Annotated in this window: 17 protein-coding genes; 3 read left to right on the forward strand and 14 right to left on the reverse strand. The window is 67.1% G+C overall.

Going from position 1 to position 16280, the window contains the following annotated elements:
• Positions 1 to 70: 70 nt before the first annotated feature.
• From HWX55_RS34360 to rpe, 8 genes are all read right to left on the reverse strand, one after another.
• Positions 71 to 994 (reverse strand): uracil-DNA glycosylase, encoded by a 924-nt coding sequence (locus tag HWX55_RS34360; protein WP_175978902.1) that lies wholly within the window; start codon positions 992 to 994, stop codon positions 71 to 73.
• A gap of 13 nt (positions 995 to 1007) precedes the next feature.
• A complete protein-coding gene (locus HWX55_RS34365) occupies positions 1008 to 1634 on the reverse strand; it encodes a CYTH domain-containing protein (protein WP_175978903.1) in 627 nt (208 codons plus the stop codon).
• A complete protein-coding gene (gene trpC / locus HWX55_RS34370; RefSeq protein WP_054928329.1) occupies positions 1634 to 2419 on the reverse strand; it encodes an indole-3-glycerol phosphate synthase TrpC in 786 nt (261 codons plus the stop codon). Before trpC ends, HWX55_RS34365 begins: the two co-directional genes overlap by 1 nt.
• A gap of 29 nt (positions 2420 to 2448) precedes the next feature.
• Positions 2449 to 3480, reverse strand: coding sequence for an anthranilate phosphoribosyltransferase (gene trpD, locus HWX55_RS34375; protein WP_175978904.1), 1032 nt, complete (start codon positions 3478 to 3480; stop codon positions 2449 to 2451).
• Between the two features lie 13 nt (positions 3481 to 3493).
• On the reverse strand, positions 3494 to 4093 hold the full coding sequence (locus HWX55_RS34380; protein ID WP_124557513.1) for an aminodeoxychorismate/anthranilate synthase component II: 600 nt from the start codon (positions 4091 to 4093) through the stop codon (positions 3494 to 3496).
• Between the two features lie 13 nt (positions 4094 to 4106).
• Complete coding sequence (trpE, locus tag HWX55_RS34385; protein WP_050013049.1) at positions 4107 to 5600, reverse strand: anthranilate synthase component I; 1494 nt, start codon at positions 5598 to 5600, stop codon at positions 4107 to 4109.
• A 357-nt stretch (positions 5601 to 5957) separates the two neighbouring features.
• Positions 5958 to 6722, reverse strand: coding sequence for a phosphoglycolate phosphatase (locus tag HWX55_RS34390; RefSeq protein WP_175978905.1), 765 nt, complete (start codon positions 6720 to 6722; stop codon positions 5958 to 5960).
• Positions 6723 to 6726: 4 nt separating this feature from the next.
• On the reverse strand, positions 6727 to 7413 hold the full coding sequence (rpe, locus tag HWX55_RS34395; RefSeq protein ID WP_006482066.1) for a ribulose-phosphate 3-epimerase: 687 nt from the start codon (positions 7411 to 7413) through the stop codon (positions 6727 to 6729).
• 177 nt (positions 7414 to 7590) lie between these two features.
• Here rpe and apaG point away from each other — a divergent pair, with 177 nt between their 5' ends.
• Entirely contained in the window at positions 7591 to 7965 is a 375-nt protein-coding gene (gene apaG, locus HWX55_RS34400) for a Co2+/Mg2+ efflux protein ApaG (protein ID WP_006477037.1), read from the forward strand.
• Between the two features lie 21 nt (positions 7966 to 7986).
• Here apaG and HWX55_RS36255 read toward each other — a convergent pair whose 3' ends face one another.
• Positions 7987 to 8130: a hypothetical protein gene (locus tag HWX55_RS36255; protein WP_235356184.1), complete on the reverse strand. Its 144-nt coding sequence runs from the start codon at positions 8128 to 8130 to the stop codon at positions 7987 to 7989.
• 28 nt (positions 8131 to 8158) lie between these two features.
• Here HWX55_RS36255 and HWX55_RS34405 point away from each other — a divergent pair, with 28 nt between their 5' ends.
• On the forward strand, positions 8159 to 9283 hold the full coding sequence (locus HWX55_RS34405) for an MltA domain-containing protein (protein WP_050013047.1): 1125 nt from the start codon (positions 8159 to 8161) through the stop codon (positions 9281 to 9283).
• A 285-nt stretch (positions 9284 to 9568) separates the two neighbouring features.
• Here the strand turns inward: HWX55_RS34405 and paaK are convergent, their stop codons facing one another.
• The 5 genes from paaK to paaN all read right to left on the reverse strand — a co-directional run bounded on the left by paaK (position 9569) and on the right by paaN (position 15193).
• Positions 9569 to 10867: a phenylacetate--CoA ligase PaaK gene (paaK, locus tag HWX55_RS34410; protein ID WP_175978906.1), complete on the reverse strand. Its 1299-nt coding sequence runs from the start codon at positions 10865 to 10867 to the stop codon at positions 9569 to 9571.
• Positions 10868 to 10905: 38 nt separating this feature from the next.
• Positions 10906 to 11358 (reverse strand): hydroxyphenylacetyl-CoA thioesterase PaaI, encoded by a 453-nt coding sequence (gene paaI / locus HWX55_RS34415; protein WP_089466575.1) that lies wholly within the window; start codon positions 11356 to 11358, stop codon positions 10906 to 10908.
• 1 nt (position 11359) lies between these two features.
• Positions 11360 to 12151, reverse strand: a complete 792-nt coding sequence (paaG, locus tag HWX55_RS34420; RefSeq protein ID WP_175978907.1) for a 2-(1,2-epoxy-1,2-dihydrophenyl)acetyl-CoA isomerase PaaG — start codon at positions 12149 to 12151, stop codon at positions 11360 to 11362.
• Between the two features lie 45 nt (positions 12152 to 12196).
• Positions 12197 to 13399 (reverse strand): 3-oxoadipyl-CoA thiolase, encoded by a 1203-nt coding sequence (gene pcaF, locus HWX55_RS34425; RefSeq protein WP_175978908.1) that lies wholly within the window; start codon positions 13397 to 13399, stop codon positions 12197 to 12199.
• An 87-nt stretch (positions 13400 to 13486) separates the two neighbouring features.
• Positions 13487 to 15193, reverse strand: a complete 1707-nt coding sequence (gene paaN, locus HWX55_RS34430; protein ID WP_175978909.1) for a phenylacetic acid degradation protein PaaN — start codon at positions 15191 to 15193, stop codon at positions 13487 to 13489.
• A 129-nt stretch (positions 15194 to 15322) separates the two neighbouring features.
• Between paaN and HWX55_RS34435 the strand changes: the two genes are divergently transcribed.
• Positions 15323 to 16099 (forward strand): enoyl-CoA hydratase, encoded by a 777-nt coding sequence (locus HWX55_RS34435; protein WP_027783444.1) that lies wholly within the window; start codon positions 15323 to 15325, stop codon positions 16097 to 16099.
• Positions 16100 to 16280: the final 181 nt, after the last annotated feature.

The raw sequence follows: 16280 nt of genomic DNA on the forward strand, positions 1-16280 counted from the left end.
AAACGCCGCGCCCTTCACGAAAGGGACGCGGCGTTTTTGCATTCGGCCGGCGAACCCGCCGCCGAGGCCGTTACGCGAGCGTTTCGGCCGCGTCCGGCAGGCGCCAGTCGATCGGTTCGCGGCCGGCATCGACCAGATAGTCGTTTGCGAGCGCGAAATGGCGGCAGCCGAGGAAGCCGCGGTGCGCGGACAGCGGCGACGGATGCGGCGCCTCGAGCACGCAATGCGCGTTCGCGTCGAACAGCGCGCGCTTGGCCTGCGCGTGGGCGCCCCACAGCATGAATACGAGCCCACGATGGCGGCCGGCGAGCTCGCGGATCAGCGTGTCCGTGCATTGTTCCCAGCCGCGCTTCGCATGGCTCGCGGCCGCGCCGCGCTCGACCGTCAACACGGTGTTGAGCAGCAGCACGCCCTGGCGCGCCCACGTGTCGAGGCAGCCGTGACGCGGCGTGTCGTGACCGAAGTTCGCGGCGATTTCCTTGAAGATGTTGCGCAGCGACGGCGGCGTGCGGACGGCCGGCGGCACCGAGAACGCGAGGCCGTGCGCCTGCGGCGTGCCGCGGTCGTCGCCGTGGTACGGATCCTGACCGAGGATCACGACCTTCACGTCGTCGGGATGCGTCAGGCGCAGCGCGCGGAACACGTCGGTCGGGTAGACCGTCTTGCCGGCGGCGCGCTCTTCGTCGACGAAGTGGCACAGCGGCGCGTACGCGTCGCTGTCGGTGAACGGTTTCAGCACGTCGCGCCAGACGGCCGGCAGCGCGTCGAATTGCGCGGCGAGATGCGGCACGTCGGTGGCAACGGGCCGCGGTGCCGCGGCGGCCGGGGCCGGTTCGGGCACGGCCGCCGGTGCGGCGGTTTTCTTCGCGGGTTTGCGCCGAGCGGCAGGCGGCTCGGAAGCCGGGGACGGAATATCGGCCGGTGCCGTTTCCGGCACGGGATCGTCGAACAGCGACGCCTGTTGCGGCGCGCGGGAAGTCTTGCGGGTTGCCATGCGTGATGCGTGTTTATTGCGCGCGCAGCCGGTAGCCGCGCTGCGCCTTGCTGATGTTTTCGGGAACGAGGCCCGGCAGCGCCTGCTGCAGTTCGGCGGCGAGCGTCGCGAGCGCCGTTTCCGGGCCGTCGATCAGTTCGAGTTCGATTTCGCTGATCGGTTCGCGGCGCGTTTCGTGTTCCGCCTGGACGACGATCTCGCCGACGTCCACCGCGGCCTCGACGGTTGCGCCGCCGATTGCGATGCGCCACAGCGTACGCGAAAAATCCGTGCGGAACAGCGCGTGCAGCGCGCCGGCCGCGTCATTCAGCGCGGCGGCGGCTTCCGGCACGTCGCAGGCCGCGACGAGCGCATCGATTTCGAGCGCGTCGCTCGCGACCGGCAGTTCCCACTCGTGGCGGCTATGCAGCCCGCCTTCCGCGCTGCCGACCGTCTTGAACGTCTGCAGCCAGCCGTCCGGCGTGCGGCGCACGCGCACCGCGCTTTTCGAACGCGCGAGCGCGAGATCGGGCGTGTCGTAATAGACGTTCGCGAGCGTGATCGCGCGACCGGGTTCGCCGGTCAGCGTCTCGAAGAAGCGGCGCGCGGCGTCGGCCTGGCCGGCCGGCAGCGCGAGCTTGATTTCCTGTTCGATCGCCATCAGAAGAACATCCGTGCGAGTTCCTCGCCCGGCTGGTCGGCGCGCATGAACGCCTCGCCGACGAGGAACGTGTTCACGTTCGCCGCGCGCATCGTGTCGACGTCGGTGCGCGACAGGATGCCCGATTCGGTCACGACGATGCGATCCGCCGGAATCATGTCGAGCATGTCGAGCGTGGTCTGGATCGACGTCTCGAACGTGCGCAGGTTGCGGTTGTTGATGCCGAGCAGCGGCGTCTTCAGCGTCAGCGCCTGTTCCATCTCGTGGCGGTCGTGCACTTCGACCAGCACCGCGAGGCCGAGCGAGTGCGCATAGGCTTCCAGATCCTGCATCAGCGGCGTGTCGAGCGCGGCCGCGATCAGCAGGATCGCGTCGGCGCCCATCGCACGGGCTTCGACGATCTGGTACGCGTCGACGATGAAGTCCTTGCGCAGCACCGGCAGCGTGCAGGCCGCGCGCGCTTCCTCGAGGTAGCGGACGCCGCCCTGGAAGAACTGCTCGTCGGTCAGCACCGACAGGCACGCGGCGCCGTGCGCCGCATACGAGCGCGCGATGTCGGCCGGCACGAAATGCTCGCGCAGCACGCCTTTCGACGGGCTGGCCTTCTTGATCTCGGCGATCACGGCGGCGTTGCCGGCCGCGTGCTTCGCGCGCAGCGCGCCGACGAAGTCGCGCAGGTCGCGCGCGGAGGCTTCGAGTTTCAGTGCCTCGAGCGGCGTGCTACGCAGGGCTGCCGCGATTTCTTCGCGCTTGACGGCGATGATTCGGTCGAGAATGTCGCTCATAGGGGTTCCTGCTGGATTCGTAAGGGGAGTCAGCGCTTGAACTGCTGCGTGAAGCGCGCGAGTTCGTCGACCTTCGCGCGGGCCTTGCCGCTCGCGATCGCTTCGCGGGCGAGCTGGATGCCGTCCGCGATCGACTCGGCGATATTGGCCGCGTAGAGCGCGGTGCCCGCGTTCAGCGTGACGATCTCGCGTGCGACGCCCGGCTGGTTGTCCAGCGCGCCGAGCAGCATCGTGCGCGATTCGTCCGCATTTTCCACCTTCAGCGTGCGATTCGACACCATCTGCAGGCCGAAGTCCTCCGGATGGATTTCGTATTCGTGCACCTTGCCGTCGCGCAATTCGCCGACGAGCGTCGCGGCGCCGAGCGATACCTCGTCCATGCCGTCCTTGCCGTACACGACGAGCACGTGCTGCGCGCCGAGGCGCTGCATCACGCGTACCTGGATGCCGACGAGGTCGGCGTGGAACACGCCCATCAGCTGGTTCGGCGCGCCGGCCGGATTGGTCAGCGGGCCGAGGATGTTGAAGATCGTGCGCACGCCGAGCTCGCGGCGCACGGCCGCGATGTTCTTCATCGCCGGGTGATGGTTCGGCGCGAACATGAAGCCCATGCCGGTTTCGGCGATCGATGCGGCGACCTGGTCCGACTGCAGGTCGATGTTCACGCCGAGCGCCTCGAGCACGTCGGCGCTGCCGGACTTGCTCGATACGCCCCGGTTGCCGTGCTTCGCGACCTTCGCGCCCGCGGCCGCCGTGACGAACATCGACGCGGTCGAGATGTTGAACGTGTGCGAGCCGTCGCCGCCGGTGCCGACGATGTCGACGAAATTCGAGTTGTCCTGCACCTCGACGTGGTTCGCGAATTCGCGCATCACGGTCGCGGCGGCGGCGATCTCGCCGATCGTCTCCTTCTTCACGCGCAGCCCGGTGATGATCGCGGCCGCCATCACGGGCGACAGGTCGCCGCGCATGATCAGCCGCATCAGATGCAGCATTTCGTCGTGGAAGATCTCGCGGTGCTCGATCGTGCGTTGCAGCGCTTCCTGCGGGGTAATCGTCATCGTGCGTCTCCCGTCAGGCAGCCGGCGCGGCGGCATGGGCCGCTGCGCGGTTTTGCTTCAGGAAATTCTCGAGCAGCGCATGGCCATGCTCGGACAGGATCGATTCCGGGTGGAACTGCACGCCTTCGACCGGCAGCGTCTTGTGGCGCACGCCCATGATCTCGCCGTCGTCGGTCCACGCGGACACCTCGAGGCAGTCCGGCAGCGATTCGCGTTCGATCGCGAGCGAGTGGTAGCGCGTCACGTCGAAATGCTTCGGCAGATCGGCGAACACGCCGCGGCAGTCGGTTTCGATCCGGCTCACCTTGCCGTGCATGATGGTCTTTGCGCGCACGACGCGGCCGCCGAACGCTTCGCCGATCGCCTGGTGGCCGAGGCAGACGCCGAGGATCGGCTTCCGGCCCGCGAATTCGCGCAGCACGTCGAGCGTGATGCCCGCGTGCTGCGGATTGCTCGGGCCGGGCGACAGGCAGATCGTGTCGGGGTTCAGGCGCGCGATGTCGTCGAGCGTGATTTCGTCGTTGCGGTAGGTGCGCACGTCCTCGCCGAGTTCGCCGAAGTACTGGACCAGGTTGTAGGTAAACGAGTCGTAGTTGTCGATCATGAGCAGCATGGTCAGTCTCCGGTCAGAAGTCGCTATCGAGGCCGTCCTGGACCTGTTCGGCCGCACGCAGCACCGCGCGCGCCTTGTTCTCGGTCTCTTGCCATTCGGATTCGGGCACTGAGTCGGCGACGACGCCGGCCGCCGCTTGCACGTACAGGTTGCCGTTGTGGATCAGGCCCGTGCGGATCGCGATCGCGAGATCCATCTCGCCCGAGAACGACAGGTAGCCGACCGCACCGCCGTACAGCCCGCGCTTGACCGGCTCGAGCTCGTCGATCAGTTCCATCGCGCGCACCTTCGGCGCGCCGGACAGCGTGCCGGCCGGGAACGTCGCGCGCAGCACGTCGTAGTTCGTCATGCCGGGCTTCAGCTTGCCTTCGACCGAGCTGACGATGTGCTGCACGTGCGAGTACTTCTCGATCACCATCTTGTCGGTCACCTGCACCGAGCCGATTTCCGCGATGCGGCCGACGTCGTTGCGCGCGAGGTCGATCAGCATCACGTGCTCGGCGATTTCCTTCGGATCGTTCAGCAACTCGGTCGCGAGTTCCGCGTCGCGCTCGGGCGTGTTGCCGCGCGGGCGCGTGCCGGCGAGCGGCCGGATCGTGACGATCTGGTCGTCGCCGCGCTTTTCCTGGCGCACCAGGATTTCCGGCGAGGCGCCGACCACGTGGAAATCGCCGAAGTTGTAGTAATACATGTACGGCGACGGATTCAGCGAACGCAGCGCGCGATACAGCGACAGCGGATTGTCGCGGTACGGCTTCGTGAGTCGCTGGCCGACCTGGATCTGCATCAGCTCGCCGGCCGCGATGTATTCCTTCGCCTGGCGCACGGCGGCCAGATAGTCGTCCTTCTTGAATTCGCGGAACGTCTCGGTGCGCACGCTCGCCGACGTGACGGGCGGCTGCACGGTCGTGCGCAGGCGCTGCTTCAGTTCGCGCAGGCGGTGTTTCGCCTTCGCATACGCTTCGGGCTGGCCCGGATCCGCGTAGATGATCAGGTAGAGCTTGCCGGCGAGGTTGTCGATCACCGCGACTTCCTCGGTCAGCAGCAACTGGATGTCGGGCAGGCCGAGATCGTCGCGCGGCGCGGTGTTCGCGAGCTTCTTCTCGATGTAGCGCACCGCATCGTAGCCGAAGTAGCCGGCGAGGCCGCCGCAGAATCGCGGCAGGCCCGGCCGCTGCGCGACCTTGAAGCGCGCCTGGAACGATTCGATGAACTGGAACGGGTCGCCGTCGTGCGTCTCGACGACCTGGCCGTCGCGCACCACTTCCGACACGCCGTTGCGGGTGCGCACGAGCGTACGGGCGGGCAGGCCGATGAACGAATAGCGGCCGAAGCGTTCGCCGCCGACCACCGATTCGAGCAGGAACGAGTTGGCGCCCGCGCGTTCGGGCTGGGCCAGCTTCAGGTAGAGGGACAGCGGCGTTTCGAGATCGGCGAGGGCTTCCGCGATCAGCGGGATGCGGTTGTAGCCTTCGTTCGCGAGCGATTGGAATTCGAGTTCGGTCATGTTCCGGTCCTGTTCGGGACGAGCGGCGCGTGCGCCAGGGATCATTTGACGCTGCGTGGGTGGCCGTCGGCGAAAGGGCGGTCGATCGAGAAGTGCCTGTTGCCGGCCGGCACTCCGGGCGTGAACGTCGCGAGCCTGCGGCCGATCCTGAACGTAAGCGTTCAGGCGCGGTGGAACTCGAGGTGGTGCGACGATCGGCGCGCGGATGCGCAGCGAGATAAAAAACGGCGCTGAAGACGTGCTTCAGCGTACCTCATCGAAGAGGTCAGCGCGACCAGCGACGCCAGGGCCAGGCTCCCCGGTCGATACTGCTCAGACTCCGTTTTTTATTCAGAAACATGCGGATGGAAGAAATAATCAGACGGTTGGCCGGCCGGCGTTGTGCGCGGAAATTGCGCGAGCCGCGACCAGCAACGAATCGACTATACCATCCGAATTTATCGTTTGTATAGCTTTGCCGTGGTTGTAGCCGTAAGGCACCGTCAGTGTCGCCATCCCGGCCGCGCGGCCTGCCAGCGCGTCGTTTTCCGAGTCGCCGATCGCGACCGCGGCGTCCGGCGCGACGCCGAGCGCGTCGCAGGCCGTCAGCATCGGCAGCGGATCGGGCTTCTTGCGCGCGACGCTGTCGCCGCCCAGCACGATGCCGAAGCAGCCGGCCAGCCCGTATTGCTCGAGCAGCTCGACCGCGAAGCGGTGCGGCTTGTTCGTCACGCACGCGAGCCGGATGCCGGCCGCGCGCAATGCGTCGAGGCCGGCCGCCACGTCCGGATAGAGACGCGTGTGGCGACCGTTGATCTTCGCGTATTCGGTCTGGTAGATCGCCAGTGCGTCGTCGAAGCGCGCGTGCGCTTCGTCGGCCGGGAAGCGCGGCTTCAGCACGCTGTGGATCAGGTGTTCGGAGCCCTTGCCGACGTAGCCGATCACTTCGTCGCGCGACGTGGCCGGCGCGCCGAGCTGCGCGAGCATCCCGTTCAGGCCGGCCGTGAAATCGTCGGCCGTGTCGACCATCGTGCCGTCGAGGTCGATCAGCGCCGCGTCGATGCGCGGCGCGGCGAAGCGGATCGGCGCAGCGTCCGCGGCGGCTCCGGCCGGCGCGCGGCCGGCGAACGACGAGTCGGCCACGGCGTCAGCTCCGTTCGACGGTGGCGAGCGCCGCGCGCATCTCGTCGATCACCTTGCGGTAGTCGGGCTTGCCGAAGATCGCCGAACCCGCGACGAACGTGTCCGCGCCGGCCGCTGCGATTTCCGCGATGTTGTCGGCCTTCACGCCGCCGTCGACTTCGAGCAGGATCTCGCGGCCCGTGCGTTCGGTGTATGCGTCGATGCGGGCGCGCGCCTCGCGCAGCTTGTTCAGCGTTTCCGGGATGAACGACTGGCCGCCGAAGCCGGGGTTGACCGACATCAGCAGCACGAAGTCGAGGCGATCCATCACGTGGTCGAGGTAGTTCAGCGGCGTGGCCGGATTGAACACGAGTCCGGCCTTGCAGCCGTGGTCGCGGATCAGCGACAGCGTGCGGTCGATGTGGTCGGAGCCTTCCGGGTGGAAGCTGATCAGGTTCGCGCCGGCCTTCGCGAAATCGGGCACGATCCGGTCGACCGGGCGCACCATCAGGTGCACGTCGATCGGCACCTGCACGTGCGGGCGGATCGCCTCGCAGACGAGCGGGCCGATCGTCAGGTTCGGCACATAATGGTTGTCCATCACGTCGAAGTGAATCCAGTCGGCGCCGGCGGCGACCACGTTGCGGACTTCTTCGCCGAGCCGTGCAAAGTCGGCCGACAGGATGCTGGGAGCGATGCGGAATTGAGTCATGACAGGGAGCGGGGGACGTTGCGGCGCAAAACCGTCATTCTACCGTCCGGCGACCCGGTGCGCGGCGGCAGGCCGTGCGGTGGCGGCCCGAATGCGCATAGAATGCCGAACCAATGCGGCGCGCCCGCGGCCCGGCCGCTCGAGTCGGCGCGCGCGGTTACCTACAGCGGACACACCATGAGTCAGTATCAGTTCACCGTTTCGGTGAAAACCAGCTACTTGCCGGAACAATCCGACCCCGATCACCGTCAATACGCATTCGCGTACACGCTGACGATCCGCAATACCGGGCAGGTCGCGGCGCAACTGATCGCGCGTCACTGGATCATCACGGACAGCGAGAGCCACGTGCAGGAAGTGAAGGGGCTCGGCGTCGTCGGGCACCAGCCGCTGCTGCAGCCGGGCGAGCATTTCGAATACACGAGCTGGGCCGTGATCGCGACGCCGGTCGGCACGATGCGCGGCGCGTACTTCTGCGTGGCGGAGGACGGCGAGCGTTTCGAGGCGCCGGTCGACGAGTTCGCACTGCACATGCCGCGCACGCTGCATTGAGCGTGCGGTGTGCAGTGTGCGTCAGCGCGGCTGGCGGTCGTCGCGGCGGGCCTGCTTCTTTCTGCCCGACGACGTCCACACGACGATGAAGATCAGCAGGGCAAGCGCGACGAAGGCTTCGAGCGCGAAGATGAGCATCGGATATTGGTCGAGAAAATCTGACATGGCGGTTTCCATCAAGAACGGACATTGTATGTGGTTTGGGCCCCGGCTGGCCGGGTGGATGGCCGCGGCCGCGGCGGCGGCGCTGCTCGCCGCGTGCGGCGGCGCGCCGACACGGACTTCCGCGCTGAAGCCGCCGACCGGTGCGGCGGTCGTGCCGGGGCAGGTCGCCGCGAAGCGGCTCACGCCGGTCGCGTGGCAGCAGGTGCCGGGCTGGCAGGACGATTCGCTGATCGGCGCGACGGCCGCGCTGCGGCAGAACTGCGCACGGCTCGCGCGCCAGCCGGCCTGGGCGCGCGCTTGCGCGGCCGCCGACCGGCTCGACGAGCTCGACGTCAGCAGCGCCCGCAGTTTCTTCGAAACGTATTTCACGCCGTTCCAGTTCGCGAACACCGACGGTACGCTCGACGGGCTCGTGACCGGCTATTACGAGCCGCTGCTGCACGGTTCGCGCGTACGCCGCGGCCCGTATCAGTACGCGCTCTATCGCTGGCCGGCCGGCTATCGCGCGGGCGCCGCGCTGCCGGCACGCGCGCAGCTCGAGCGTGCCGGCATCCTGAACGGCAACGAGCTCGTGTGGGTCGACGATCCGATCGAGGCATTCTTCCTGCAGGTGCAGGGCTCGGGGCGCGTGCTGCTCGACGACGGTTCGGTGATGCGGGTCGGCTTCGGCGGCACCAACAACCAGCCGTACCGTTCGATCGGCAAGTGGCTGCTCGATCGCGGCGAGCTGACGCCCGCGCAGGCGACGATGCAGGGCATCAAGGCCTGGGCGAAGGCGAACCCGACGCGCGTCGACGCGCTGCTCGATACGAATCCGCGCTTCGTGTTCTTCCGCGACATGCCGACCAAGGAGGATGCGCCGCACGGCGGCGCGGACGGTCCGATCGGCGCGCTCGGCGTGCCGCTGACGCCGGAGCGCTCGATCGCGGTCGATCCGTCGTCGATCCCGCTCGGCACGCCGGTGTTCCTGCAGACCACGCGTCCGCTGACGAATACGCCGATGAACCGGCTCGTGTTCGCGCAGGATACGGGCTCGGCGATCAAGGGTGGCGTGCGGGCAGACTATTTCTGGGGGCTCGGCGACGACGCGGGCGACCAGGCTGGCCGGATGAAGCAGGTCGGCCGGATGTGGCTGTTGTTCCCGAATTCGTGATTGGGCGCGGCGCGGGTTGCCCGGAGGGTGGCCTGTGCACAAGATTCGGCATTCGTGGCGCGTCTCATGCGTGACGCGTATGCCGGTTTGATCGCCGGTGTGCCCATGTGATTTCGGTTCGCGTGATGCCGTGCGTGTCACGTCGAACGACGCTTTGGCGTAAAACAGCCCGATCGGCATTGGCCGACCGGGCTGTTTCGTTTGCAGGCACGGCTTCGCCGCTGCGCGGCGTGCGTGCGGCGGGTATGCGACGTTCGCACCCGTCGCCTCCGCGGCGAGGTGACCTCAGCCCTTGCGTTTGTCGATGACGCGGCGCGCCTTGCCGACCGAGCGCTCGATGCCGTTCACGGGCAGCACGTTGATCATGGCCGTCACGCCGATCAGCGACTTGATGTCGTACGCGAGCGCCTGTTTTGCCGCCTGGATCGCCGCGGTATCGGGCGCGGTCTCCGGACAGGGCTCGACGTTGAGCGTCAGCACGTCGAGCGGGCCTTCCTTCGTCAGCACGATCTGATAGTGCGGCGCGAGCGCGCGTTGCTTGAGCAACTGCTCCTCGATTTGCGTCGGGAACACGTTGACGCCGCGCACGATCATCATGTCGTCCGACCGGCCGGTGATCTTCTCCATCCGGCGCATCGTCCGGGCGGTGCCCGGCAACAGGCGCGTGAGGTCGCGGGTGCGGTAACGGACGATCGGCAGCGCTTCCTTCGTCAGCGACGTGAACACGAGCTCGCCGAGTTCGCCGTCCGGCAGCACGTCGCCGGTTTCGGGGTCGATGATTTCCGGATAGAAGTGGTCTTCCCAGATGGTCGGGCCGTCCTTGGTCTCCACGCATTCGGACGCGACGCCCGGGCCCATCACTTCGGACAGCCCGTAGATGTCGACCGCGTCGATCCCCATCCGCTGTTCGATGGCGACGCGCATGTCGTTGGTCCACGGCTCCGCGCCGAAGATGCCGATGCGCAGCGAACTCTGCACGGGATCGAGGCCCTGGCGCTCGATCTCGTCGGCGATCGACAGCATGTAGCTTGGCGTGACCATGATGATGTCGGGCCGGAAGTCCTGGATCAGCTGCACCTGCTTTTCGGTCTGCCCGCCGCCGAACGGGATCACGGTAAGGCCCGCGCGTTCGGCGCCGTAGTGCGCGCCGAGCCCGCCCGTGAAGAGGCCATAGCCGTAGCTGACGTGCACCTTGTCGCCGCGACGCGCACCGGCCGCGCGGATCGAGCGCGCGACGAGATCCGCCCACGTGTCGATGTCGGCGGCCGTATAGCCGACGACCGTCGGCTTGCCGGTCGTACCCGACGACGCATGGATGCGCGAGATCTGGTCCTGCGGCACCGCGAACATCCCGAACGGATAGCTGTCGCGCAGGTCGCCCTTGGTCGTGAACGGGAACCGCGACAGGTCGGCGAGCGTCTTCAGGTCGTCCGGATGCACGCCCGCTTCGTCGAACTTGCGGCGATAGACGGGCGAGTGGTCATACGCATGCCGGAGCGACCACTTGAGGCGTTCGAGCTGCAGCGCGGTCAGCTCGTCGCGTGAGGCGGTCTCGATCGGCTCGAGCGGTAGCGGGGTAGTCATGCATGTCTCCAGTGTTTGCTATGAGCGAGCCGTCGACGTCAGCGGTCTTCCGGGATGACCGTGCCCTTGATCTGGGCGGATTTGCCGCGAAACATCGCGACCGTGTCGCCTGTCTGGTTCGTGACGCGGATGTCGTAGATGCCGTGGCGGCCGGCGCGCGCCTGTTCGATCGCCTCGGCCGTCAGCATGTCGCCGCCGTGCACGGGGCGCAGGAATTCGATCGAGCAGCCGGCCGCGACCGCATTCACGTTGTACGAGTTGCACGCGAACGCGAACGTCGAATCGGCGAGCGTGAAGATGATCCCGCCGTGACAGGTCTGGTGCCCGTTCAGGAATTCGGGGCGCACGCGCATCTGCAGGCGGGCGTAGCCGGCGCGGACTTCGGCGATTTCCATGCCGAACGCGCGGCTGCAGGCATCGGCGTCGTACATGGCCTGAGCGGTGGCGCGGGCGAGCGAATCGGGATCGAGCGTGGCGGTGGCGTTCGTCATGTCAATGCCCTTCGAAGCGCGGTGCGCGCTTCTCGATGAAGGCCTGCACACCTTCCGCATAGTCGTGCGACTGACCGAGCTTGCGCTGCAGGTCACGTTCCACGTCGAGTTGCTGATCGAGCGTGTTCGTGACGCTGTCCCGCATCGACTGCTTGATCGATGCGATCGCGAGCGTCGGCTGCTGCGCGAGCTGGGCGGCGAGTTGGCGGGCCGTCGCGACGAGCGCGTCGTCGTCGACCGCGCGCCAGATCAGGCCCCACTGTTCGGCCTGTTCGGCGCCGAGCTTGTCGCCGGTCAGCGCGAGCCCCAGCGCGCGCGCCATGCCGATGCGTTGCGGCAGGAACCACGTGCCGCCCGAATCGGGTACGAGCCCGATCTTGACGAAGGCCTGGATGAAACTGCTCGAGCGGGCGGCGAACACGAGATCGCACGCGAGTGCGAGATTCGCGCCGGCGCCGGCCGCCGTGCCGTTGACGGCGGCGATTACCGGAATCGGCAGACGCTGCAGGCGGCGGATCAGCGGATTGAAATGCTCGTCGATCAGCGTGCCGAGGTCGGTGGACGTGCCCGGTGTGAAGTCGAGGTCGGCCAGATCCTGGCCCGCGCAAAAGCCGCGCCCCGCACCCGTCAGAATCAGCGCGCGTGCCCCGGCCGCCTCGACTTCATCGAGCGCCGACTGCAGTTCGCGATGCATCGCCCGCGTGAAGCAGTTCAGCTTGTCGGGGCGGTTGAGCGTGATCGTGGCCACGCGCGCGGCCTGATCGATATCCAGCTGGATCGCCTGATAGGACATGCAGTATCTCCGTCATGACTTCGTTATAGGCGCGCGGCGCGGCGGTTACACGCGTTCGATCGCGAGCGCGATGCCCTGACCGACGCCGATACACATCGTACAGAGCGCGAAGCGGCCGCCGGTACGCTCGAGTTGATGGAGCGCCGTGGTGACGAGCCGCGCGCCCGATGCGCCGAGCGGGTGGCCAAGCGCGATGGCGCCGCCGTTCGGATTCACGCGCGGATCGTCGTCGGCGACGCCGAGCATGCGCAGCACCGCGAGACCTTGCGACGCGAACGCCTCGTTCAGTTCGATCACGTCGAACTGGTCGATCGTCATGCCGAGCTGGCGCAGCAGTTTCTGCGTGGCCGGCGCGGGGCCGATGCCCATCACGCGTGGCTCGACGCCGGCGGTCGCCATGCCGATGACGCGCGCGCGGCGGCGCAGGCCATACTGGTCGGCTGCCTGCGCATTGGCGAGCAGCAGCGCGCAGGCGCCGTCGTTGACGCCCGACGCGTTGCCGGCCGTCACGGAGCCGTCCGGGCGCACGACACCCTTCAGCTTCGCGAGCGCCTCGAGCGACGTCTCGCGCGGATGCTCGTCGCGCGACACGACGATGGCGTCGCCTTTCTTCTGCGCAATCGTGACCGCGACGATTTCTTCAGCGAGCGTGCCGTCTTGCTGCGCCCGCGCGGCCTTTTGCTGGCTGCGCAGCGCGAACAGGTCCTGATCCGCGCGACTGATGTGGTAGTCGACCGCGACGTTCTCGGCGGTTTCCGGCATCGAATCGACGCCGTGCAGTTGTTTCATCAACGGATTGACGAAGCGCCAGCCGATCGTCGTATCGAAGATGTCGGCCTGGCGCGCGAACGCGCTCGCCGCCTTGCCCATCACGAACGGGGCGCGCGTCATGCTCTCGACGCCGCCTGCGATCATCAGGCGCGCTTCACCTGCCTTGATCGCGCGCGCGGCCGTGCCGACCGCGTCCATCCCGGAGCCGCACAGCCGGTTCAGCGTCGTGCCCGGCACGGCGGTGGGCAGGCCCGCCAGCAGCGCCGACATGCGCGCGACGTTGCGGTTGTCCTCGCCGGCCTGGTTCGCGCAGCCGTAGATCACGTCGTCGATCGCCGCCCAGTCGACGTCGCGATTGCGCTCGATCAGCGCCTTGAGCGGCACCGCGCCGAGGTCGTCGGCGCGGACATCTTTCAGGGCGCCGCCGTAGCGGCCGATGGGAGTGCGAATCGCGTCGCAGATGTAGGCGTCTGTCATGAGCGTATCGGTGAGTGACGAACCCGCCGGGTGGCGGATTCGTTCATGGTAGAGAACATGGCGGCGTTTGCACGTCGGCCAATCGGGTTATGCCGTCTGGCCAGCTTCCGCAGGTGCCGCCTTCGGGGCAACATGGACGCGACTTTGGACCACGCGGAAGCGGTTGGCGACGAATGCCGGATCGGCCAGCGCGGCGTTGGCCGCCGGGTTCGCGCCTGTGCCGTGGAAGTCGGAGAACGCGGCCGACTGATTGACGAATACGCCGCTCGTCAGGTTGATCGACAGCGCGACCCCGCCACGCACCGCCGCGTCGTGCGCGGTGTCGATGATTGCGTCGTCGGTGCTGTAGACGGAGAAGGTGAGCGCGCCATGCTCGGCGGCGATTTCACCGGCCAGATCGAGCGACTGCGCGGTCGAGTCGGTTGCGATCACGAACGAAATCGGGCCGAACCACTCCTGCGTGAATTTCTCGCGATCGGCCACGTCGAGCTGCAGTACGAGCGGCGTGCGCACGCGCGCGTCGGGGAAGGTGGGATGCTGGAGCGTTACGCTGTCCGCGAGCACGCGGCCGAGCTTGCGCGCGTCGTCGATGCGCGCGGTCACGCCGTCGTTCTGGATCGCGCCGATCAATTCGACCGAGCGTGCCGGGTCGCCGGTGAGCTTTTGCACGGCAACCGCGATCGCTTGCGCGACTTCGTCGAAGCTCGCATGGCCGTCGGCCGTCCGGATACCGTCGCGCGGCACGTAGATGTTCTGCGGCGCCGTGCACATCTGGCCCGAGTACAGCGCCAGCGAGAATGCGATGTTCTTGGCGGCGGCCTTCAGGTCGTCGGTCGAGTCGATCACGATCTGGTTGACGCCGGCTTTCTCGGTGTAGACCTGCGCCTGGTGGGCATGGCGTTCGAGCCACGTGCCGTTCTGCGTGCTGCCGGTGAAGTCGATGAGCTTGATCTCGGGGCGCAGCGCGAGATCCTGGACGAGGGCGCCGTCGTTGGGTTCGGTCGCGAGGAGGGTGACCACGTTCGGATCGAACCCGGCTTCGCGCAGCACGTCGCGGGCGATCCGCACCGTGATCGCGAGCGGCAGGATCGCGCCCGGGTGCGGCTTGACGATCACGGTATTCCCGGTGGCCAGATCGGCGAACAGGCCCGGGTAGCCGTTCCAGGTGGGGAACGTGCAGCAGCCGAGCACGACGCCCGTGCCGCGCGGCACGATCGTATAGCGCTTGTGCATCGCGAGCGGCGGGTTCTTGCCTTGCGGTTTTTCCCAGTGCGCATCGGCCGGGATGCGGCGCAGTTCGTCCCACGCATAGGCGACCGCCTCGAGGGCGCGGTCCTGCGCGTGCGGGCCGCCGGCCTGGAACGCCATCATGAACGCTTGCCCGGTGGTGTGCATCACGCTGTAGGCGATTTCGAAGCTTGCACGGTTCAGGCGGGCAAGGATTTCGAGGCTGACGCCGATCCACGCGCTCGGGCCGGCTTCGCGCCACGTGCGTTGCGCGGCGCCTGCGGCAGCGATCAGAACGTCCGGCGTCGATTTCGGATACCGGATGCCCAGCGCGATGCCGTACGGTGAGCGCTCGGCGCCGACCGTTTCATCGGACGCCGGCTGGTCGAGCACGAAGGTCTTGTCGAGGTGCGACTTGAACGCCGCCTCGCCGTCTGCGCTTGCGCTTTCCCCGTACACTTTGGGGCTCGGCATTTCGGCGAACGGGCTCCAGTACCCGCGGCTCTCGATGGCGGCGAGTGCGTGTTTCAGCGTGTCTTCGTGCTTCGTGAACAGGGCATGGGTCATGGCGGCAGTCTGATGAACGTTGAGAGGGATCGGATCGATTAATTAACCGACCGGTTGGTCGGAGAATGGTAGCATCAAACTATTCGCATGTGCGAGGCGTTTCTCATTTCATTGATCGAGGAGAAATAGATGGCTTACGAGAACATCCTGGTGGAGACCCGGGGGCGTGTCGGTCTGGTGACGCTGAACCGTCCGAAGGCGCTGAATGCGCTGAACGATGCGCTGATGGATGAACTGGGCGCTGCGCTGAAGGCGTTCGACGCGGACGACGATATCGGCGCCATCGTCGTGACCGGCAGCGAGAAGGCGTTCGCGGCCGGCGCGGACATCGGCATGATGGCGACCTACTCCTATATGGATGCTTATCGGGGCGACTACATCACGCGCAACTGGGAGACGGTCCGCGAGATCCGCAAACCGATCATTGCTGCGGTTTCAGGCTTTGCGCTGGGCGGTGGCTGCGAACTCGCGATGATGTGCGACATCATCTTCGCGGCGGACACGGCCAAGTTCGGCCAGCCGGAAATCAAGCTGGGCGTGATGCCGGGCGCGGGCGGTACGCAGCGTCTGCCGCGTGCGGTATCGAAAGCGAAGGCAATGGACATGTGCCTGACCGCGCGTTTTATGGACGCCGCCGAGGCCGAGCGTGCCGGGCTCGTATCGCGCGTGCTGCCGGCCGACAAGCTGCTCGACGAAGCGATTGCCGCGGCGACGACGATCGCCGAGTTTTCGCTGCCGGCGGTCATGATGGTCAAGGAGTCGGTAAACCGCGCGTACGAGACGACGCTGGCTGAAGGCGTCCACTTCGAGCGACGGTTGTTCCATTCGTTGTTCGCAACCGAAGACCAGAAGGAAGGGATGGCGGCGTTCGTCGAGAAGCGGAAGCCTGTGTTCAAACATCGCTGATCGGCCGGCGCCGCGATAGGTATCCGGTGGCTGACCTATATCCGTCGTCGGCGCGATTGCCTCGCCCGGGTGCTTCAAAGCCACCGTGCGCGTCAGCGCACGGAGGCTTTTTCAAACTTTCTTCACAAAGAGCTTGCGCGGACGGGGGCGGGTGCTTAGAATCACGCCTCTTTCGCGCTAA

It is taken from the genome of Burkholderia sp. BCC1047, assembly GCF_902833155.1.
In the GTDB taxonomy this organism is placed as follows: Bacteria; Pseudomonadota; Gammaproteobacteria; order Burkholderiales; family Burkholderiaceae; genus Burkholderia; species Burkholderia sola.